Below are 20,067 nucleotides of genomic sequence, written 5' to 3'. Positions count from 1 at the left end.
CGTCCTGTAAACGGCGCTAGCGCAGCCCGGCCGCCATCTGCTTCAGCCGTTCGGCGGTGCGCTCGTCCGCCGGAAAGAACGTCTCCAGCGCCAACTCCGACAGGGTGATGTCGACCGGCGTGCCGAACACCATGGTGGTGGAGAAGAAGCTGAGGATCTCCCCGCCATGCCGCAGCTTGAACGGGATCGCGACGTTGTCGGCTGGCAGCGGGGCCGAGCGCGCTGGAATCGGATAGCTCTTCAGATCATTGTAAAGCTTGATCAGCTCCGGATCCGCTGTCGCCTCGCACTGCCGGTGCAGCCGCTCCAGGAGGTGCCCGCACCATTCGGCGAGATTGACCGTGCGCGGTGCCAGCGCCTCGGGATGGAAGGCCAGCCGCAGCACGTTGACCGGCTGGCCGAGCAGATGCTGCGGGATGCCATCGAGCAGCGGCGCCACCATGCGGTTGGCGGAGACCAGGTTCCAGTGCCGGTCCACCGCGAGCGCCGGATTGGGCTCATGCGCTTTCAAGACGAGGTCGATCGCCTGACGGGCTGATTTCAAGGCGGGATCCTCCAGGGGGCGCTGCGGAAAGGCCGGTGCGAAACCGGCTGCGACCAGCAGCACGTTGCGTTCGCGCAAGGGTACGTCCAGGCGCTCGGCGAGCCTGAGCACCATGTCGCGCGACGGCGCGGCGCGACCGGTCTCGACGAAGCTCAAATGCCGCGCCGAGATTTCGGCTTCGCCGGCAAGATCGAGCTGGCTCATGCGGCGGCGCTGCCGCCATTCCCGCAAATGGTCGCCGATATGGACCGGCTGGCTGCGTTCGGTACGTACGGTGGATGCATGTGCGTTCATGATCAAAAACTAGCACGCGAATTTAGGCGCTTCCATTACCACCGAGGTAATCGAAATGGGGGGACGAGCACGCGCATCTTTGGTCGCAACAGGAGATGACCATGATCGCGTTGCTGCTCTACCGGACCGTCGCAGACCACGTCTTGCCCTGGGCCATGGCGTTCGCAACGCGGATGCTGGCGCGCAGCCTCAACATGCCGGAGCCGCTGCTGCATTCGACCGGCGACTATGTGGTCGCGCAGGTCATCGCCTTCGAGCACGGCGTCGGCAGGAGCCTCTGCCCGTTCCGGCTCGCCCGTCTGCTCCGCGCCTGGTGGCGCGGTCGGCGCTAAAGTTCCACCCCAGCCCAACCAAGGAGACCTGAGATGATCGATGCATCCACCTTCCTGCGCCGCGCCCTCTTCGCCGACGCCGTCTTCAGCGGCGTCGCCGCGCTCGGCTTCACCTTCGGCGCGAGCGCTTTCGCTGCGCTGTTCAACCTGCCCGAAGCGCTGCTGCGCGAGAGCGGCCTGTTCCTGATCGCCTACACCGCCCTGGTCGGCTGGCTCGCCTCGCGGGCCACGGTCGCGAAATCGCTGGTGCTGCTGGTCGTGATCGGCAACGCCGCCTGGACCGTCGGCAGCATCGCGCTGCTGCTCTCGGGCGCGGTGTCGCCGAACCTCGCCGGCCAGCTCATGGTCGTCGCGCAAGCCATCGCCACCGGCGTGTTCGCCGAGCTGCAATATGTGGGCTTGAAGAAGAGCGGGCGCGCCGTGGCGGCGTGATCCTGGCGTGCCAGCTCCGCGGCGCAAAATCGGGGAACGCGAAAGCTTCGTCATATCGGATCGTACCCGGATGCATGCATGACCTCGCGTTCTCGCGGCGGATTTCGCCCGAGCTTTGCTTCGTTGCTTGCGCCCTTCGGTTGCCGGAGGGCGCAGGGAAGGCCGGGCGCCGGCGGCACCCGAGTCCGTGTACAAGGAAATGCACACGGGGTGGACTACAGGTGATGCCGGTCGCCCGGCCTTCCCTGCGCGGATGGTTTTAACGGTGTCCTTCGTGCTCTCCTCGGGGAGCGTTGCACTATTGCCCCCGTCGACTTGCGGCTTCTGATGCGCGCACCCGGTCGGGCCGCCGCATCACCGCAAGGCTTGACGCACAGACCCCGGGCGTCAGGACCACACGACTTCTCCGTCCGCGGACGATTTGGCCTCGGCGCCCGGGGCTTAGTGTGCGCACCCCAGACCATCAACCAAGTCGCGTTGACCGCGCCGTGTCGTATGCGCATCGCCTGAGACTCACGGTTGCCCGCCCTGCCCTCAGGCAAATCGCGCCGGCGCTACCGCGTCCACCGCACCCCGGCCCGCATCTCGTGACGATCGCGAAGCGCCCCTCTGGCAGGACCGGGATGGCGGACGTATGCCATAAATCCGAAATTCGGAAAAGCAATATATTTCTGTGCGACGAGATTGACAGATTTTGGGTGTTTTGCCCGACGCCTCGCCGGTAGGCAGCCAGTACGGCGAGCGGCGCGGAAAAGCGATAGGTTTCGCAAGGGCTCAATTCATCCTACGGGGCCAGAGGCGCTCGCGCAGCGAGCCTCGAAGTATGAACGACCCCGATGCAAGCGGGCCGTCGCCCTTCGAGGGCCGCCGAAGAGGCGGCCGCCTCAGGGTGACGGTCAGACATCTGAGCGCGCTGTATCAACAGCGTCATTGCGAGCGCAGCGAAGCAATCCAGAGTCTTTCCGCGGTGGGATTCTGGATTGCTTCCGCGTTCGCCAAGGCTTCGGCGGACAAGTCGCTTTCGCTCGCAATGACGCAGTGCGTGGAGACTCCGCTGCATTTCAGCCGGCAGCCTGAGGATCAATCAGGGGGACTCGTGAAAGCCGGCGGCCGCCGCGCGAGGCTACGCCTTGGCGCGGCCGACCTTGCCGGGGAAGTGCTTACCGTTCAGCTTCTTCTTTTTCGCAGCGGTGGTTTTCCCGCCCGCCTTCTGCGCCTTACGTTCGGCCCGCGCCTTCACCTTGGCGGCTTCCGCCCTCGCCTCGGCGCGCAGCTTCTTGCGCTTCTTCTCGCAGGAGTCGCACTTGCAACCGATCGGCTTCAGATAGGCTTTGAAATAGTCGGTGCCGTAATCGTAATTGATCTCGTCGCCCGGCTCGATGTTCCTGATGGCGCGGATGAACACCTTGCGCTCGCGCGGGCGGACGTCGGACTCGGCGTTGGGCCGGCAGGAATGGTTGATGTAGCGGGCGAGGTTCTTGCGCACCGAGCCGTCGATGGTCCAGCGCCCGTTGAGCTCGAACAGATATTTGTTCTCGATCTCGTCGTGCTCGGGAATCCGCGAGTCCAGAATCGGTCCGAAATAGCGGATGATCCGGGTCCCCTTCTTGATCGGCTTGGTGGCGAAGAGGCCGAGCCCGGTCTTGGAGCGGCCGACGCGATAAGGTTTGTTCGAGGTGGCTGGCATGATCGAGAAAATGAGAACGCGAACGAGGCAGGAGGAGCCCAAGCGAAGCCGCTCTTGTAGAACGATTCCGCGCTTCTGTCAGGTATATCCCAACCCTGTTTGAACCTTGCCCACAATCAAGACGTCTGATGGAACGAAGTTCCCAGTCCATCAAAGCCTCACATGAACCGTATCACTACTATTGGCTTGGCCGTCCTGATGGCTTGCATCGGCCTGAACAGCGCCGACGCCCAATCCCTGGGCAGCAGCTACACCTCGACGGCACCAAAAGATTGCCGGCAGATCGGCAAGCCCGGCGCGCTCGACGGCAGCAGCACGCGGGTTTGTCCGGGCAAGGACGGCCTGATCGTGCTGATCGCCGAGGACGACCTTCGCGAGATCGTCGCGGTCGGACGCAACCGCAAGGCAGCAGCTGAGGAACCGGCGGCAAAAGTCTGGTTCGCCCCGTTCAATTCGTCGGAGACGACCATCGAGTGGCGCGCTGACGGCGCAAGGCCGTTCGCGATCATCCAGCGCTGGCACATCGCCGACAATTCCGATCCCGACAAGCAGGGGCGGCCGAACACCAAGGCCATGCTGGTGGTGACCCGGCTGCCGCCGGGCCCGGTCTGCCACGTCGCCTATGTCGACGCGATCGCCAACCCGAACGCGAACGAGCTCGCACGCAAGGCCGCCGACGATCTCGCCCGCGGCTTCGCTTGCGGCAAGGACGAGGTCAAGATCATCGGCACACGCGGCCGCGCCGTCGAGCTCGCGACAATGCGCTAGGCATTGTCCTTGATGCGGCGGTAGCGCGCCAGCAGGCGCTCGCCCTTCGCGGCAATGCGCCTGGCCGCTGCCACCGTCCTCGGAACAGGCTCGCCCCAGGCATGTGCCGACAATGCGTGCCGGGTCGGCTGACCCTTGGCATCGACCAGCGGTGGCACTTTGGCGCGGCCGTAGAAGCGAACCGCCCAGCTTCCCTTCCGGCGCATTTCCTGCGGGGTCATCTCGGATTGTTTCTTGGTGACGCCTGGTCGCAGATGGGAACCCTGCTTGCGGGCGAAAGCCTTTCTGCCAGCTGCTGTCAGCCCGCCCCGCGGATCCTTTTCGCGCGCGGAGGCGACGCGCTTGCGCGAGGACTTTAAGGTCTTCTTTGCGTTACGCTTGCCGGTTTTCCTGACAGATTTCTTCGCAGACTTTGCCTTGGAGGATTTCGACTTGGAAGGCGTCTTCCTCTTGGAGGTCTTCTTCGCTGCCACGCGCATGTTGTCCACGAGGTTGGGATAGCGTCGCCCGGCGCGGCGGGCGCGTGCCTTCGCCGCCGATTTCTGTGCAGGACTGAGATGCTTGGATGCCTTACCCGCGCGTTTACGGGGGTTGGCACGTTTCCAGGGAGAGCGCGATGCCTTTGCCATGGCGCATCAACGCTTGAATAAAGCAAGAGTTGCGTCACACCTGGTGATCAGGAGCCGGGCAGCTTACCGGTCACTGGAGCGGTCAGCATCGTCTCGAGCAGCCGCTCGGCCGTCGTTCCCTCCGGCAGCCGCGCGAGAATGTCCTTCAGCCGTCCGTCGAGCAGCAGCATGGTGAAGCCGTGAACCAGCGACCAGGCTCGCGCGATCGCGGCGCCCTGGTTCAGCGTCAGCGCGTCGCCGCTGATCTGCTCCTGCCGCATCATGCCGATCGCATTGGTAAGGCCCGCGAAGGATGCCTCGGCCGCCTCGTGCAGCGACGGCCTCGAATAATCCAGCCGCTCGGTGCGGAACATGATGCCGTACATGCCAGGATGGGCCTGCGCATAGGCGATGTAGGCTTTCGGCCGCGCCAGCGCGGCTTCGAGCGGCGTGGTGGCGGCATCGCACGAAGCGTTCATGACCGCGTTGAACTGGCGGAAGCCGACGGCCGCGAGCTCGCTGAGCAGGCCCGTCAGGTCGCCGAAATGATGGGTGGGAGCGGCATGCGAGACGCCGGCCTCGCGCGCCACCGCGCGCAACGTCAGGCCAGCGAGCCCGTCGCGCTCCAGCACCCGTTCGGCGGCCTGGAGCAGCGCCTCGCGGAGCGCGCCGTGATGATACGGCGTCTCGGTCTTGGCGGTTCTGGCGCGCCGCGAGGCGCGCGATGCCGCGGTCGAGGTGGTTTTTCTTAGGGCACGCGGGCTGCGCGCCGCGTCGCCCTTGGTGTCTGTCTTGGCCATTTGCAAGCTATATGACGCAATATTGACAGTGTAAAGATTTCGCTTGACGAAAGCTGCGATCGGGTCTACTCAATCTTTACGATGTAAAGATAAGGGAGGATTCGCCGTGCAGCACGACGCCATGGCCGAGCGCAGCAACAATATCGCGCCGATCCCATTCGAGGCCGACGCGCCCTTCCTGAGGATCGTCGGCGAATTGCCGCGCGAGCTGAACGGCACGCTCTATCGCAACGGCCCCAATCCGCAGTTCGACTCGCCCGGCGCGCACTGGTTCGTCGGCGATGGGATGCTGCACGCCTTCCATCTCGAGAACGGGCGCGCCAGCTACCGCAACCGCTGGGTCCGCACGCCGAAATGGCTCGCCGAGCACGACGCCGGCCGCGCGCTGTTCGGCGGCTTCGGCCGCAAGCTGCCGGATGCGCCGGCAAACCTGACCGATGGCGGCGTCGCCAACACCAACATCATCTTCCACGCCGGCAAGCTGCTGGCGCTGGAAGAAGCGCACCTGCCGACGGAGATCGAGCCGGGCACGCTGGCGACGCGCGGCTATCACAACTACCAGGGCCGCGTCGCCGGCAGTTTCACCGCGCATCCCAAGATCGATCCCGTCACCGGCGAACTGGTGTTCTTCGGCTACAGCGCGGCGGGCCCGCTGACGCCGGCCCTCTCCTACGGATCGATCGACGCAACAGGCAAGGCGACGCGGTTCGAGCGGTTTGAGGCGCCCTATGCCAGCATGGTGCACGACTTCATCGTCACCGCGAACCATGTGCTGTTTCCGATCCTGCCGATCACGGGCAGCATGGAGCGCGCGATGAGCGGAAAGCCGCCCTATGCCTGGGAGCCGGACAAGGGTGCCTATGTCGGCGTGATGAAGCGCAGCGGCACGGCCAAGGACATCGTCTGGTTTCGTGCCGAAGCCTGCTACGTCTTCCATGTCATGAATGCGTGGGAGGACGGGAGCCGCATCGTCGCCGACGTCATGCAGTTCGAGGAAGCGCCGCTGTTTCCGCATCCGGATGGCCGCCCCACCGATCCCGAGAAGTCGCGCGCCCGCCATTGCCGATGGACTTTCGATCTCGCAGGCAATACCGACCGCTTCCAGCAAACGTATCTCGACGATCTCACTGGGGAATTCCCGCGCATCGACGATCGCCGCGCCGGCCTGAAGAGCCGTCACGGCTGGTACGCCTGTGCCAATCCGAAATTGCCGATGTTCGGCGCGCTCGCAGGCATCGTCCATGTCGACGGCAACGGCACGCGGCTCGGCCAATACCTGCTGCCGGCCGGCGACACCATCTCCGAGCCTGTTTTCGTCGAGCGATCCAGGGATGCTGCCGAAGGCGACGGCTGGCTGCTCGCTGTGGTCTGGCGCGCACGCGAGAACCGCAGCGATCTCGCCGTGTTCAATGCCACCGACATCGAGGCCGGCCCCGCGGCCTTGGTGCAGCTCGGCCACCGCGTCCCCGACGGCTTCCACGGCAATTGGGTCGGCGCGGCGTAGCCCCTCGTCAATGGGGGCGCGAGGAGGTGGCAATCCCGGAACCCACGTGGATATTGCGTGGTCAAAGAAAGCCCGATGCACATGCTCTCGATCACCGCGTATTCCACCGCTGTCATCGCCCCGGCCGGCGCCGTACTTGCATGCTTGGCGATACGGCTGCGCCGGCGGAGCCTCACGTTCTTCGAAGGCGGCGTCCTGCTCGCTGCCGGCCTTCTACTCGCGGCCGCACTCCCGATGGTGTCGCGCCTGCCCTGGACGGGGTTGGTCGACGAGATGACCAGCCAGCTCGTTGCAGCACTTCATTTTCTGGAGGTCGTTTACGTCGTCTTGACATTGTAAGAGACGGGCGGTCCGGCGCGGCTCCCTGTCTCGCGCATCGCGCTCTGCTTGTTGCGGTTCCGAATCCCGCGCTGCTGGTCCCGGCCTGGCATTCTGGTCGGGGGCTGCCATGCGCTATCTCGTACGCGGTTGTCTTCACAAAGTGATATGCCGGGCATCGCCGGATCAAGTAGGGTGCGGCAGTCTGCGCCCTGCCCACGACCGCGAAACAGGAATGACGATGAAGGACGTATTCGCCCGCCTCGCCTCCGACCTCCTCTCCGTTATCATCTTCCTGGCCGTCTATCTCCTCACCGACAACGTGATCCTCGCAACGGCGGTGGCGATTGCTGGCGCGATCGTGCAAGTGGTCTATGCGCGCCTCAAGGGACAGCCGCTCCACTACATGACCTATGCGAGCCTCGCTCTGGTCATCGTGCTCGGCGGTATCACGCTGCTGACCAATGATCCGCGCTTCATGCTGGCAAAACCCTCGATCGCACATTTCGCGATCGGCGCGATCATGCTCAAGCGCGGCTGGATGCTGCGCTACATGCCGCCCGTCATCGTCGAGACCGTCCCGGAATATGTCACCATCGCGGGCTATGCCTGGGCGGCGCTGATGTTCGTGATCGGCGCCGGCATGATGGCAGTCGCCGCCACCGGCGATCTGAAGCTCTGGGCGTTCTATCTTATGGTGGTCGCAGGCGGCGCCAAGATCCTGGCTTTTGCCGTGCAGTACTTCGTTCTGCGGCTGATCGTAACCAACCGCCGACGTGCCGCTGCCCGCGCCTAAATGCCCTACCGGAGCGTTAGGCAGGAGCTGCGAGTTGGGCTATAGGCTCGGCTAGGGACGGCCGCGGATCGTCGCGGACCGCCGCAATCTGTTCGGGAGACGGGAATGGCCGTAGACGGCAACTGGAATCTGACCATGACGACGCCGATGGGCGAGCGCCAGGCGACGCTGAGCCTGAAGGCTGCGGGCGGCACGCTCACGGGCACGCAGGGCGCGGAAGGCAATACCACCGAGATCTTCGACGGCACCGTCTCCGGCGACAACGTCTCCTGGAAGGTCTCGATCGACAAGCCGATGCCGCTCACGCTCGAATTCACCGGCACGGTCTCCGGCGACAGCATCAGCGGCGAGATGGGCATCGGCCCGATGGGCAGCTTCCCCTTCACGGGCGCGCGGGCGTAAACCGCGCGCTGCACCGATGCGTGCGCTCCTCCTCATCGCGGCGGCAGTCCTGTCTGCCGTAGCACAGGCCGCGCGCGCAGGTGACAGCGAACCGGCGTGGCGCGCGAGCGCGCTCGCTCTGGTGCCGGCAGGCTATGTTGCCGGCACCGCTTATCGAACCGAGGGGTCGACCGGTTATCTCGCGGTCTATCCCGCGACATCGAACGATCCGAAGACACCGGGGAGCGTCTTTGCGGCGCGCCAGGTTCTGGTCGTCACGCTGACTGCGGACGCGACGCGGGCGACGTCAGCCGAGCTGAAGCCGCGCACCGGGCCGGCCCCTGATAACGACGACAATGATTTCGCCGGGATGCACGCCGAGCTCGCCGCCAAGCGCGCAAAGCTGCCTGCTGGCACCGAGCCCTGCGATCTCGGCGCCTGGTCCATCGACAAGGATTCCAGCGGCCTCAACGTGCGCGCCGAGCCGTCGATCAAGGCGCGCGTGCTTGGCACATTGCCGCCGCCCTACCGGCTGAGGCTCGGCGGCGCCGAGAACACGCCCGAGGGCGGCTGGCTGACCGAATTCCGCATCATCGGCTTCAGGGACGGCTGGTTCCTGATCGAAGACGCGAGGCCGCCGGGCAAGGACTATGAGGACGAGACGCGATATCCGCGCAGCGCGCCGAGGCCCTATGCCGGGCGCGGCTGGGTCGCCTCGAACAAGGTCGGCGCGAACTATGCCAATGGCGCCACGCGCATGGGCGGGCTGTTTCAGGCGCCCTTCATCGATGCCAAATGGATGCCGGCCCAGCGCGAGCTCGGCGGGCCGCTCGACACCGACGGCGGCCCGAAGCGCATCTTCGCCTGCAGTGGGCTCTGGGGTCTGGTCGAGAGCCACGACGGCGTCCGCGGCTGGTGGCGCGCGCTGTGCTCCAACCAGGTCACGAATTGCAGTTGAGGCGCTGAAGCATTGGCTTCGTCATGGCCGGGCTTGTTGTTCAGCCATCCACGGCTTCTTTGCGGCACTAAGAACGTGGATGCCCGGGCCTTCGCCTCGCCGAAGCGGCTTCGGCCGCGCAGGCGGGACAAGCCCGGGCATGACGATCATTGTTACGGCACGAGCATCTTCCCCCGCGCGCGTGCGGGTGAAGCAACTAGCCCAAATTCAACTCCTTGAAGAAGTCGTTGCCCTTGTCGTCGATGATGATGAACGCCGGAAAATCGACGACCTCGATGCGCCAGATCGCTTCCATGCCGAGCTCGGGATATTCGAGCACCTCGACCTTCTTGATGCAGTGCTCGGCGAGGTTCGCCGCGGCGCCGCCGATGGAGCCGAGATAGAAGCCGCCGTATTTCTTGCAGGCCTCCCGCACGCTAGGGGCGCGGTTGCCCTTGGCGACCATCACCATCGAGCCGCCGGCGGCCTGGAACTGGTCGACGAAGGAATCCATGCGGCCCGCGGTGGTCGGACCGAACGCGCCGGAGGCGTAGCCCTCGGGCGTCTTGGCGGGGCCGGCATAATAGACCGGATGGTTCTTGAAATAGTCCGGCAGCGGCTCGCCCTTCTCCAGCCGCTCGCGCAGCTTGGCATGCGCGCTGTCGCGCGCGACGATCATGGTGCCGGTCATCGAGACGCGAGTCTTGATCGGATATTTCGAGAAGGTCGCCAGAATGTCCTTCATCGGCTGGTTGAGGTCGATCTTGACGACCTCACCGCCGAGCGACTGCTCGACCTGCGGCAGGTATTGCGCGGGATTGTGCTCGAGCTCCTCGAGATAGACGCCGTCCCTGGTGATCTTGCCGAGCACCTGGCGGTCGGCCGAGCAGGACACGCCAAGCCCGATCGGCAGCGAGGCGCCGTGGCGCGGCATGCGGATCACCCGCACGTCGTGGCAGAAATACTTGCCGCCGAACTGCGCCCCGACGCCGAGTGACTGCGTCATCTTGTGGATTTCCTTCTCCATCTCGACGTCGCGGAAGGCGTTGCCGTCGGGCGAGCCGTGCGTCGGCAACGCATCGAGATAGCGGGCGGAGGCAAGCTTCACCGTCTTCATGCACAGCTCGGCCGAGGTACCGCCGATCACGATGGCGAGGTGATAAGGCGGGCACGCGGCGGTGCCGAGGGTGAGGATCTTTTCCTTCAGGAACGCCAGCAGCCGGTCCTTGGTCAGCACCGAGGGCGTGGCCTGGAACAGGAAGCTCTTGTTGGCGGAGCCGCCGCCCTTGGCCATGAACATGAACTTGTAGGCGTCGTCACCCTCGGCGTAGATCTCGCACTGCGCCGGCATGTTGTTGGCGGTGTTCTTCTCCTCGTACATCGAGAGCGGCGCGACCTGCGAGTAGCGTAAATTGCGGCGCAGGTAGGCGTCACGCGCGCCTTCGGACAGCGCCGCCTCGTCGTCACCGTCGGTGATGACGTTGCAGCCCTTCTTGCCCATGATGATGGCGGTGCCGGTGTCCTGGCACATCGGCAGCACGCCGCCGGCCGCGATATTGGCGTTCTTGAGGAAGTCCAGCGCGACGAACTTGTCGTTCGGGCTCGCCTCGCCGTCCTCCAGGATCGCGCGGAGCTGCTTCAGATGGCCGGGGCGCAGATAGTGGTTGATGTCGCCAAAGGCCGCCTCCGACAGCGCCCGCAGCGCCTCGCGCGACACCACCAGCATGTCCTTGCCGAGCACCTTCTCGACCCTGACGCCCTCGGACGAAATCTTCTTGTAGGGCGTCTCGTCCTTGCCCAGCGGGAACAGCGGGGTGTGCTTGTAGGGCGGAACGGGCTTGGACTGGTCGGGGAAGGCGGTGGGAGCGTTCATGGGGCAAATCTCGGGGTTTTGGGGCCGTGGCGGGCCTCTCAGCATAGAAGCGTTCTAAGCGCATTCTAGCCAGAAAAGAAAGGGAGCGGTGCGCATGGGAGGGGTAGGTTCGGCACGGGAAGGCATTGGCACAGCTCGTGGAAATGCCTCTGCCCACCCTTGCGATTCGCGTCCGCCGACGCTTGAATGCGTGCCCTAAGGGGCTTTTCATCATGACATTGAAACTGAACGTCCGCGGCGCGATCCTGGTCGCCGCCGCCTTCACCGGCCTTGTGGCTCTCGCTTCGCCTGCCCGCGCCGATCGCTGCGACGACAGCGCCAAGGAGCTGGCGAGCCAGGTCGATCGCCTCAAGGTGAATTTTCGCGCCGCCAATGTCGTTTACCTGACGCACCCGGCGGCCAAGGAGCTGTCCGTGGGTTGCCGCGGCGACAAATATTCCATCGAGCTCTACGCCAAGGGCGATCGCAAGCCGAAGCCGGAATTCTACGCGCTGGTCGGCTCGATGGCGGCGATCGTCTTCACCGTGACCAAGGACGACACCACGACGGGCGCGACGCGCTGCCTGAAGCGGATGGGTCTACTCCGCGGCGACAAGGTCACCATGCGCTACCGCCGGCTCAACATGGAATGCACCCGCACCAAGACAGAGGCGTCCATCGCCATCACGCGCGGCAAGGACGAATAGGGGCGCAGTTGGGCCGCGACGGGTCGCCACGTACTCCGTCGTTGCGAGCGCAGCGAAACAATCAAGTCTGTCGCCGCGGAGAGAGTCTGGATTGCTTCGTCGCAAGGGTCCCCGCAATGACGGGGAGATATCTGTGTTCGTACTCGCACCGCGTGGATGAAGCGAAGACGACCTATCCCACCGCGCCAATTCCCTCACATTTTAACGATTGGCTTGAAGGAAATTTCGCTCCTCGCAGGGCAGGCTTGATTGTTTCCATGTGTGAGGATTTGCGGATGAAGGTTTCTACCGTTGCGCCCCCGCCGATCGCGATCGTGGTTCCGAACTACGACACGACCAAGCCGCAGGACGATCAGACAAAGGTCAAGGACGAGAATCCGACCTTCAAGCCGCAGCCGCCGGCGCCGCTGCCGCCGGGTCAGGGCACGCGGATCGATCAGCTCGCCTGATCAGGCGTCCCGAGACCGAAGCGCCCGATCCGGTCGATCGGGCTTTTGGCGTGTCCGGCCGCATCTTTGCCGGATAGCTGCACCAGGATCATGCGCCGTTCACTCGGGACCTGCGCATGTTCGCACGGCTGCTATTGCGGAACACCGTGTTCGTCGTCGGCATGGGCGCGCTGCTGTTCGCGTGCGCGGGGACGCTGCATTGGCCGTCGGCCTGGGCCTTCCTCGCAACCTCCGCCCTGCTCGGCCCACTCTGCGGCTGGTGGCTCTACCGGACCGATCCGGCGCTGCTCGCCGAACGCCTGCGGCCGGTGCTTCAAAAGGATCAGCCCGCCGCCGACAAGATGTTCATGGCGCTGTTCATCGTTGCCATCCTGGCCTGGCTTGTCCTGATGGGGCTCGACCGGCGTGTTCGATCCTCTGACATGTCGACGGCGTTGCAGGTGCTCGGACTCGGGCTGTTCCTGGGCTCGACACTGTTCACCATGTGGGTGTTCCGCGAGAACTCGTTCGCCGCGCCCGTGGTGAAGCTGCAAGCCGAGCGCGCGCAGCACGTGATCTCGACCGGACCCTATGCCTATGTCCGCCATCCCATGTACAGCGGCATGATCCTGTTCTTCACCGGCGTGCCGTTGCTGCTGGGATCGTGGTGGGGACTTGCGATGATGCCGCTCCTCCTCGCCTTGCTCGCGGTCCGCATCCCGATCGAGGAGCGCACGCTGCGCGAGGGTCTGCCCGGTTACACCGATTACACGGCGCGGGTGCGCCATCGCCTCATCCCCGGCGTCTGGTGAACGCGCCAACTGCACGAAGTCGCTATCGGTCCAGCTCGCGATAGCGGCGGAAGATGCCCTGCTCGTTGAAGGGAATGCGGCGCTCGCTTGCGAGATAGGCCTGGATGTTGGGCCGTGCGGCGATGCGGTCGTGCAGGCCGACGAGGCCCGGGACATCCTTCTCGAACGCCTTCATGCGCTTGGGGAAAGCATAACGCAGCCCATCGACGAGCTGGAACAGCGAGAGGTCGACATAGGTCAGGCGCCGGCCCGTCACGTAAATGCCGCCGCTCCCGGCGAGGAGCCGCTCGAAATAGCCGAGATATTTCGGCACGCGCTCGTCCCAGAAGTCGGCCGTGCGCTTCTTCGCCGGCGCCTTCTGATCCTCATAATAGAGCGAGGGCCCGAGCGGATGATGGGTGTCGTGGATCTCGACGACGAAGTCGGTGATCGTGAGCTGAAGCTGGTGCACCCAGAGCCTGCCGGCTTCCGTCTTCGGCGCAAGCCCATGGCGGGAGCCGAGATAGAGCAGGATGTTGGCGGTCTGGCCGATGACGAGCTTGCCCGCTTTCAGGAACGGCGGCGCAAAAGGCGGCGTGCCCTTCTGCGCGTCCATCATCTTCATCATCACAGCCGATCCGCGCGGACCGCGCGCGACATCGACGTAAGCGGCGCCCGCCTCCTCCAGCGCCAGCCGCACATATTCGCCGCGGCCCTGGATCTCGGGCCAGTAGTAGAGCTCGTATTTCATGGGGGAGGTCCGTCAGCGTGGAGGCGATCGGACCAATGTAGCACGTGGCTGAAGGTTCCGTCAGCGTGAGGCGGAACGGCGGTTCAACATACGCCGTCATTGCGAGCGCAAGCGACTTGTCCGCCGAAGGCTTGGCGAAGGCGGAAGCAATCCAGAAATGCCTCCGCGGAGACACTCTGGATTGCTTCGTCGCAAGAGCTCCTCGCGATGACGAATGGAGAGAGCTCCGACGGTGGAGAGAACTCAGCGTCTCAATTCGCCGCGAAGCAGTACAGCAGCCCGTCGCCGCCGGTGGTCTTCAAATCGGCCTGCGAGCAGCCGCCGTCGGGCCCGCGCGAGGGGTGAGAGCTATTCCAGGATTTCGAGGGCTCGTCGTCGCGCAGACCCCGGCGATCGAAATGGCCGACCATCGCAGCGCCTTGCGTGCTCGACGTCCAGTTCTTGCAGGTGCGATCGTCCGGCCCGGCAAACGCGGTGCCGTCCGGTTGCGATCCCGTGAGGATGTCGTGCCGGTTCGGCTGGTCGCCGGCACCATTGATGACCTCGCCCTTTTCGCTGAGCGCGGTCTGCTTGGTGAGATTGTTCGTTGCGCCGTGCAGCTCGGCGACGTCCTTGGCGATCACCGTGCCCTTGGCGTTCTGCCACGGCCCCTTGCCGATGCGATCCTTGGCGTTGACGGCCGGCTTGCCGTCGGCGGCCTGCGTCGAGAGATAGGCGCGCCAGGTCTTGGTGCCGGCCCCGGCGGCTTGTGCAAGCTTCTGGCATTGCGCGTCGGCTCCTTCGAGGCCGCCGAGATCGGCGCCCTTGCCGGGGCCGTTGGAGGTCACGAAGAAGGTCATGTCGGCCGACTGCGCTTGCGCCGATGGGGCAGCAAGCAAGACCATGGCCAGCGCAACACCGGAAATCGTCATGGATTTCTCGATACGGATCATCCTGTCCTCCCAACGTTGTTTTTGTTCGCCGCCTGACTTCAACCCGAGGCGCCCCCGCTTATTCCGATGCCGTGCTGCGAGAGGCCCAAAAGAAAAGGGCGCCGTGCCGAAGCACGACGCCCTGGTTCCTCATCTCGTCCGCGATCAGTTGGTCTGCTGAATCGCTGACAATTCCCAGCCTGTGCCCGGCCGGCGGGCGAAGGTCCAGATCTCGGTCGCCTCGCCCGGCTGCTCGCTGCCGGCGACGATTGCGCCGGTGTTGCGATCCACCGTCTTGTCGGTGAGCGCGAAGCGCAGCGCCACCGTGGCATAGTCGGTCTCGCCTTCGCGCCAGGCTTCCGCGAGGTCGCCCTGCAACAGCTTCACTTCCGTGACCTTGTTGACCACGTTGCGGGCGCGGTTCTGGGCGAGGTCCTGCTCGAAATAGGAGACCATTTCCGGCGTCGCGAGCGTGTGCAGCTTGGCCACGTCCTCGTTCGACCAGGCGGCCTGGACGTCGCCGAGCAGGCGCTCGAACGCCTCATAGTCGTCCGGCTTGATCTCGAGCGGCGCGTTGTTGGCGCCGAAGCCGAAGCCACCGAGGCCGCCACCGAGACCGCTGCGATAGTTCGTCTGCGGTCCGGGCGCTGCGCCGGCCTCAGCATTGGCGTAAGCCGCCCGCGGAGTGTGACGGCGCTGCCACCAGGACATTGCCAGCCGGACCACGAGCACCACCAGCGCGATCTGGATGATCAGGCCGATGATCGAGGACAGGCCGCCGAGGCCGCCGAACAGGCCGCCACCGAACAGCATGCCGAGCAGGCCGGCGCCGAGGAAGCCGGCCGCAAGGCCGCCCATGAAGCCGCCGGCGCGGCCAAACAGGCCGCCGCGCGCCGGCGCGGTCGCGGCCGAGTTCATGCCTGCGCCCGGCTGGGTGTAGGTGCGGTTGAACTGCGAGGCCGAGCCGGGTGCGGTCGTGGTCGACGGCGGCGCCGAATAGGAGCGCGTACCGCGCGAACCGGACGACATGCCGCCACCCGCGCGGGCGTCGGCCGACGAGATCGTCAGCGCGGTCGGCAGCGCAAGCGCCAGCACGACGGCGATCGTGTTGAAGAATTTCCGGGAGCGAAGCGAGAAAGTCATGTGCGTTTCCCAAATCCCCGGCATGGGGACGTGCCCCTAAGATGGTCAGACTTCCCGAAAAGTGAAGCCGGTTTCGGAACTTGCGGCTGCGGCCCTCAGTCGCGGGGATGTGGCAAAAGCCCATATATGACAGGGGTTTTACGGGAACCATTGGAGGATGCTTACCGCCGGGTTTACGACCCGATTTCCGCTTTTCCCCGGGTCCGCGAGCCGAGCTGGCCCACCAGCCGTCATTGCGAGGAGAGCGGCAGGTCTCACCCCTGCTTCGTCATCGTCTCCTTCACCGCCGCGACCAGCTGGCTGAGCGTGAAGGGCTTTGGCAGGAAGTCGAACTGCTGGCCTTCGGGCAGGCTCTTCTCGAAGGCATCCTCGGCATAGCCGGAGACGAAGATGAACTTGATGTCGGGGTTCTTCTCGCGCATGGCCTTCAACAGCGTCGGGCCGTCCATCTCCGGCATGACGACGTCGGAGACGACGAGATCGATCGCGCCACTTTGCTCGTCCAGCACCTCCATGGCCTCGACGCCGTTCTCAGCCTCGACCACGGTGTAGCCACGCGAGCGCAGGCCGCGGGCATTGAGCGCGCGCAGGCCCTCCTCGTCCTCGACCAGCAGGATGGTGCCCTGCCCGGTGAGGTCGGTGCGCGGCTTCGCCTCTGCCGCCGCGGGGGGCGCGGCTTCCTTCGCGGCGTCGCTGGTCGCGCCGATTGCGGCTGCGGGCTGCTCGACCTGCACCTCCGGTTCGGCAATGTGGCGCGGCAGGAAGATGTGGAACGAGGTGCCCTGCCCCGGCTCGGAATCGACGTAGATGAAGCCGCCGGTCTGCTTGACGATGCCGTAGACGGTGGAGAGCCCGAGGCCCGTGCCCTTGCCGACCTCTTTCGTCGAGAAGAACGGCTCGAAGATCTTGTCGCGGATGTCGGCGGGGATGCCGGTGCCGGTGTCGGCGACCTCGATGCGGACATAATCCGCGGCGGGCATGCCCTTGTAGGCGAGCTTGCCCGAATCGTCGCTGGTGACGTTGGCGGTGCGGATGATCAGCTTGCCGCCGTCAGGCATGGCGTCGCGCGCGTTCACCGCGAGGTTGACGATCACCTGCTCGAACTGGGAGACGTCGACCTTCACCGGCCAGAGGTCGCGGCCGTGGACGAGGTCGAGCTTGACCTTCTCGCCGATCAGCCGGCGCAGCAGCATGGTGAGATCGGACAGCGCGTCGCCGAGATCGAGCACCTGCGGCCGCAGCGTCTGCCGCCGCGAGAACGCCAGCAACTGCCGCACCAGGGTGGCGGCGCGCGTTGCGTTCTGCTTGATCTGCATGATGTCCTGGAACGACGGGTCGGTCGGCTTGTGCGCGTTCAGCAGGAAGTCGTTCGCCATCATGATGGCGGACAGCACGTTGTTGAAGTCGTGGGCGATGCCGCCGGCGAGCTGGCCGACCGTCTCCATCTTCTGCGACTGGTTGATCTGGTTTTCCAGCGCGCGCCGCTCGGTGGTCTCGAGCATGTGCACGATGGCGGCTTCCGCCTCGGTCTCGGCCGAATCGACCGGCGTCACGAAGAACTGGCCCCAGCGTTCCTTGGCCCCTTCCAGCGCCACCTCGACCGGCGCGATGTCGGCCTTGCCTTCGGCGGCCTGGTTGATGGCCGCGATCAGGAGGTGCCGGTCGCGCGAATTGACCGCGCGGAAGATCGACTTGGAAGAGGTGTCGAGCCCCAGCGCCTGACTGAGCTTGGCGTAGCGCGCATTGGCGCGCACCACGTTGCCGGCGCGATCGACGGTCGCGATCGCCATCGGCGTGTGGTCGAAGAAGCGCATGAAGCGCACTTCGGCGGCACGATCAGGGTCGCTGCGCTCGTCGCGGGCGCGGCTGATCACGAGCGTGCGCGAGGGCCCCGGCGCGCCGTCGGCGCCGAAGGCGAGCTTGTGATAGAGCCGCACCGGCATGGTCTTGCCGGTGCGCATGCGCAGGTCGATGTCGAACACCTCGGTCTTCACCTCGCCCGGCACCGCCACGATCGAGGTCAAGAGCGAAGCGCCGTCGCCGGAGACGATATCGGTAAGCTTCAGGCCGCCGGAGCCGATCTCGGCGAGGTCGTAGTCGAGCCAGTTCGCCAATGTCGCGTTGACATAGGCGAGCTCGCCGGCCGGATTGACCGAGAAGAAGCCGCACGGGGCGTGATCGAGATATTCGATCGCGTGCTGGAGCTCCTGGAACACGTCCTCCTGGCGTTCGCGGTCGCGCGTGATGTCGGCGATCGACCACACCGCGTATTTCGCCTCGCGCTTGCCGGTGCCGAGCGGGCGCACGCGCATGCGCAGCCAGCGGCCCTGATTGCCGTCATGGCCGGAGATGCGCACCTCTTCCTGCTGCCGCTTGCCCTCGCGGGCGGCCTTGAGCAGCCGGAACACGGCTTCCGAGACGTCGGGATTGCCGATGAAGACGCGCTCGACGGGGCGCACGTCCTGCGGGCCGGTGGCGCCGGTCAGCGTCAGATAGGCGGCATTGGAGTAGACCACGTGTCCGCGCGCGTCGGTGACCGCGAGCCCGTCGAAGGCGTGATCGGAGATGCGGCCGATGATGGGATCGTCGAGATTGCGGTCGGCGAAGCGGATGATGCCGGCGGCGAAGGCGAACAGGTTGAACAGGCCGACCATCGCCAGCACGGCGAGGATGCCGAGGATATAGGGCTGCGCCTGCGCGCGCCCGAGCGTCATCAGCCCGACGGCCACGGCGACGAGGCCGGCGGCCACCAGCAGCACCAGCGCAATGCTGCCCGAGCGCGGCGACGGCTCGTGCGCCGCAACGGGCTCGCGTGTGAGGTCGTGGTCGGTCTCGGCGGTCATTCTCGAGCTGGCGCAGCCTGTCGGCAGAGAATCAACGCGCCACCGGGCGCGTGGGGTCCTCCCTGCCTGAATCGGACCCTGAGGTGCAAGGGCAGCAGCGGCAAAAGGTACGCTGATTCCCAGATTACGGCCATTTCCGGTTCTTTTCGGGCATCTTATCCCCGCCCGGCGCTGAATCCGCGCTTCAGGCGCATGACGTAGCCGATGACTTCGGCGACGGCATGGTAGTGCTCGGTCGGGATCTCCTGGTCGATGTCCACTGTGGCGTAGAGCGCGCGGGCCAGCGGCACGTTCTCCACGATCGGGATGTCGTGCTCGCGCGCGATCTCCCGGATCTTGAAGGCGAGATTGTCGACGCCCTTGGCGACGCAGATCGGCGCGGTCATGCCGCGCTCGTAGGACAGCGCTACCGAATAGTGGGTTGGGTTGGTGATGATCACGGAGGCCTTGGGAACCGCCGCCATCATGCGCTTCTTGGCGCGCTGCTGCCGGAGTTGCCTGATCTTGCCTTTGATGTGGGGGTCGCCTTCGGACTGCTTGTACTCTTCCTTGATCTCCTGGAGCGACATCTTCTGCCGCTGGAACCAACTTCGGTACTGGAAGAAATAGTCGGCGATGGCGACGATCGCGAGCGCGGCGACCACCGCGCCGAGCAGTTGGATGGTCATGCTGGTGCTGGCGCCGAGCATGGCGGCCGGATCGAGCCTGACCATCGCCTCCATGCGGTGCCGCTCCGGCCACAGGATCATGGTCATGACCACGGCCAAGGCGACGAGCTTGCCGATGCCTTTGAGAAAATTGGCGGCCGCCTGCTTGCCGAAGATGCGTTTGAAGCCGGCGCCGGGCGAAATCTTGTTGAATTTGGGCTTGAGGGACTCGGCCGACCAGACCAGCCGGTGCTGCAGCATGTTGCCGGCGATGGCCGCCAGCACCAGCATCAACAGGGGCACGCCGACCGCGGCAAGCACGGCGAGCTCGATCTGCTGCATCAGCGCCAGCAGGGCCTTGCCGTCGGTCTTGATCATCCAGGAATTGGCAAGCAGGTTGCGCATCGGCGTCAATAGCCCGCTGCCGACCGAGCCCGAGAAGGTCGCCACGACGAGCGTGCCGCCCGCCATCATGAACCAGGTGTTGATCTCCTGGCTCTTGGCGACGTCGCCGCGTTCGAGCGCATCGTCGAGGCGCTTTTGCGTCGGGTCTTCTGTTTGACTTTCGGGATCGTTGTCTTCCGCCATCGATC

At 65.4% G+C, this 20,067-nt stretch carries 21 protein-coding genes; 11 read left to right on the top strand and 10 right to left on the bottom strand.

The window, feature by feature from the left end; genetic code table 11:
- Nucleotides 1-16: 16 nt before the first annotated feature.
- Nucleotides 17-838 carry a helix-turn-helix domain-containing protein gene (locus I6F28_RS09085; RefSeq protein ID WP_225139746.1) on the bottom strand — a complete coding sequence of 274 codons (822 nt, stop codon included), beginning with the start codon at nt 836-838 and terminating at the stop codon, nt 17-19.
- A gap of 101 nt (nt 839-939) precedes the next feature.
- Between I6F28_RS09085 and I6F28_RS09080 the strand changes: the two genes are divergently transcribed.
- Together I6F28_RS09080 and I6F28_RS09075 are read left to right on the top strand one after the other, a co-directional pair.
- Nucleotides 940-1,170 (top strand): hypothetical protein, encoded by a 231-nt coding sequence (locus tag I6F28_RS09080; protein WP_192893150.1) that lies wholly within the window; start codon nt 940-942, stop codon nt 1,168-1,170.
- Nucleotides 1,171-1,203: 33 nt separating this feature from the next.
- Complete coding sequence (locus I6F28_RS09075; RefSeq protein WP_109143195.1) at nt 1,204-1,602, top strand: hypothetical protein; 399 nt, start codon at nt 1,204-1,206, stop codon at nt 1,600-1,602.
- Nucleotides 1,603-2,725: 1,123 nt separating this feature from the next.
- Here I6F28_RS09075 and I6F28_RS09070 read toward each other — a convergent pair.
- Nucleotides 2,726-3,289, bottom strand: a complete 564-nt coding sequence (locus I6F28_RS09070) for an SET domain-containing protein (RefSeq protein ID WP_109145723.1) — start codon at nt 3,287-3,289, stop codon at nt 2,726-2,728.
- Between the two features lie 162 nt (nt 3,290-3,451).
- Between I6F28_RS09070 and I6F28_RS09065 the strand changes: the two genes are divergently transcribed.
- A complete protein-coding gene (locus I6F28_RS09065; RefSeq protein WP_036013042.1) occupies nt 3,452-4,057 on the top strand; it encodes a hypothetical protein in 606 nt (201 codons plus the stop codon).
- Here the strand turns inward: I6F28_RS09065 and I6F28_RS09060 are convergent.
- The gene (locus tag I6F28_RS09060; protein ID WP_225139745.1) at nt 4,054-4,686 is read right to left on the bottom strand and encodes a DUF6321 domain-containing protein; all 633 of its coding nucleotides are present in this window, start codon (nt 4,684-4,686) and stop codon (nt 4,054-4,056) included. The genes I6F28_RS09065 and I6F28_RS09060 overlap by 4 nt on opposite strands.
- A 47-nt stretch (nt 4,687-4,733) precedes the next feature.
- Nucleotides 4,734-5,465, bottom strand: coding sequence for a TetR/AcrR family transcriptional regulator (locus tag I6F28_RS09055; RefSeq protein ID WP_225139744.1), 732 nt, complete (start codon nt 5,463-5,465; stop codon nt 4,734-4,736).
- Between the two features lie 106 nt (nt 5,466-5,571).
- Between I6F28_RS09055 and I6F28_RS09050 the strand changes: the two genes are divergently transcribed.
- The 5 genes from I6F28_RS09050 to I6F28_RS09030 all read left to right on the top strand — a co-directional run bounded on the left by I6F28_RS09050 (nt 5,572) and on the right by I6F28_RS09030 (nt 9,422).
- Nucleotides 5,572-6,969, top strand: a complete 1,398-nt coding sequence (locus I6F28_RS09050; RefSeq protein ID WP_225139743.1) for a carotenoid oxygenase family protein — start codon at nt 5,572-5,574, stop codon at nt 6,967-6,969.
- 75 nt (nt 6,970-7,044) lie between these two features.
- A complete protein-coding gene (locus tag I6F28_RS09045; RefSeq protein WP_036043814.1) occupies nt 7,045-7,308 on the top strand; it encodes a hypothetical protein in 264 nt (87 codons plus the stop codon).
- Nucleotides 7,309-7,528: 220 nt separating this feature from the next.
- The gene (locus I6F28_RS09040) at nt 7,529-8,083 is read left to right on the top strand and encodes an inner membrane-spanning protein YciB (protein ID WP_157280912.1); all 555 of its coding nucleotides are present in this window, start codon (nt 7,529-7,531) and stop codon (nt 8,081-8,083) included.
- Between the two features lie 105 nt (nt 8,084-8,188).
- Nucleotides 8,189-8,485, top strand: a complete 297-nt coding sequence (locus tag I6F28_RS09035; RefSeq protein ID WP_036013050.1) for a hypothetical protein — start codon at nt 8,189-8,191, stop codon at nt 8,483-8,485.
- Between the two features lie 16 nt (nt 8,486-8,501).
- The gene (locus I6F28_RS09030) at nt 8,502-9,422 is read left to right on the top strand and encodes an SH3 domain-containing protein (protein WP_225139742.1); all 921 of its coding nucleotides are present in this window, start codon (nt 8,502-8,504) and stop codon (nt 9,420-9,422) included.
- 196 nt (nt 9,423-9,618) lie between these two features.
- Here I6F28_RS09030 and I6F28_RS09025 read toward each other — a convergent pair whose 3' ends face one another.
- Complete coding sequence (locus I6F28_RS09025) at nt 9,619-11,274, bottom strand: fumarate hydratase (protein ID WP_225139741.1); 1,656 nt, start codon at nt 11,272-11,274, stop codon at nt 9,619-9,621.
- A gap of 212 nt (nt 11,275-11,486) precedes the next feature.
- Between I6F28_RS09025 and I6F28_RS09020 the strand changes: the two genes are divergently transcribed.
- From I6F28_RS09020 to I6F28_RS09010, 3 genes are all read left to right on the top strand, one after another.
- Nucleotides 11,487-11,960: a hypothetical protein gene (locus tag I6F28_RS09020; protein ID WP_036013057.1), complete on the top strand. Its 474-nt coding sequence runs from the start codon at nt 11,487-11,489 to the stop codon at nt 11,958-11,960.
- A 275-nt stretch (nt 11,961-12,235) separates the two neighbouring features.
- On the top strand, nt 12,236-12,409 hold the full coding sequence (locus I6F28_RS09015) for a hypothetical protein (protein ID WP_167361693.1): 174 nt from the start codon (nt 12,236-12,238) through the stop codon (nt 12,407-12,409).
- 116 nt (nt 12,410-12,525) lie between these two features.
- Complete coding sequence (locus I6F28_RS09010) at nt 12,526-13,200, top strand: methyltransferase family protein (RefSeq protein WP_036027901.1); 675 nt, start codon at nt 12,526-12,528, stop codon at nt 13,198-13,200.
- Nucleotides 13,201-13,222: 22 nt separating this feature from the next.
- Here I6F28_RS09010 and I6F28_RS09005 read toward each other — a convergent pair whose 3' ends face one another.
- The 5 genes from I6F28_RS09005 to flhB form a co-directional block, all read right to left on the bottom strand.
- Complete coding sequence (locus I6F28_RS09005; RefSeq protein WP_225139740.1) at nt 13,223-13,930, bottom strand: glutathione S-transferase; 708 nt, start codon at nt 13,928-13,930, stop codon at nt 13,223-13,225.
- A 251-nt stretch (nt 13,931-14,181) separates the two neighbouring features.
- The gene (locus tag I6F28_RS09000; protein WP_225139739.1) at nt 14,182-14,862 is read right to left on the bottom strand and encodes a lectin; all 681 of its coding nucleotides are present in this window, start codon (nt 14,860-14,862) and stop codon (nt 14,182-14,184) included.
- A gap of 144 nt (nt 14,863-15,006) precedes the next feature.
- Nucleotides 15,007-16,008 carry a Tim44 domain-containing protein gene (locus tag I6F28_RS08995; protein ID WP_225139738.1) on the bottom strand — a complete coding sequence of 334 codons (1,002 nt, stop codon included), beginning with the start codon at nt 16,006-16,008 and terminating at the stop codon, nt 15,007-15,009.
- Between the two features lie 230 nt (nt 16,009-16,238).
- Entirely contained in the window at nt 16,239-18,827 is a 2,589-nt protein-coding gene (cckA, locus tag I6F28_RS08990; RefSeq protein WP_225139737.1) for a cell cycle histidine kinase CckA, read from the bottom strand.
- A 155-nt stretch (nt 18,828-18,982) separates the two neighbouring features.
- Nucleotides 18,983-20,062 (bottom strand): flagellar biosynthesis protein FlhB, encoded by a 1,080-nt coding sequence (gene flhB, locus I6F28_RS08985; RefSeq protein ID WP_225139736.1) that lies wholly within the window; start codon nt 20,060-20,062, stop codon nt 18,983-18,985.
- Nucleotides 20,063-20,067 lie beyond the last annotated feature (5 nt).

It is taken from the genome of Bradyrhizobium sp. NBAIM14 (assembly GCF_020193895.1).
Lineage (GTDB): Bacteria > Pseudomonadota > Alphaproteobacteria > Rhizobiales > Xanthobacteraceae > Bradyrhizobium > Bradyrhizobium yuanmingense.
This window is presented reverse-complemented; position numbering and strand designations above follow the sequence as displayed.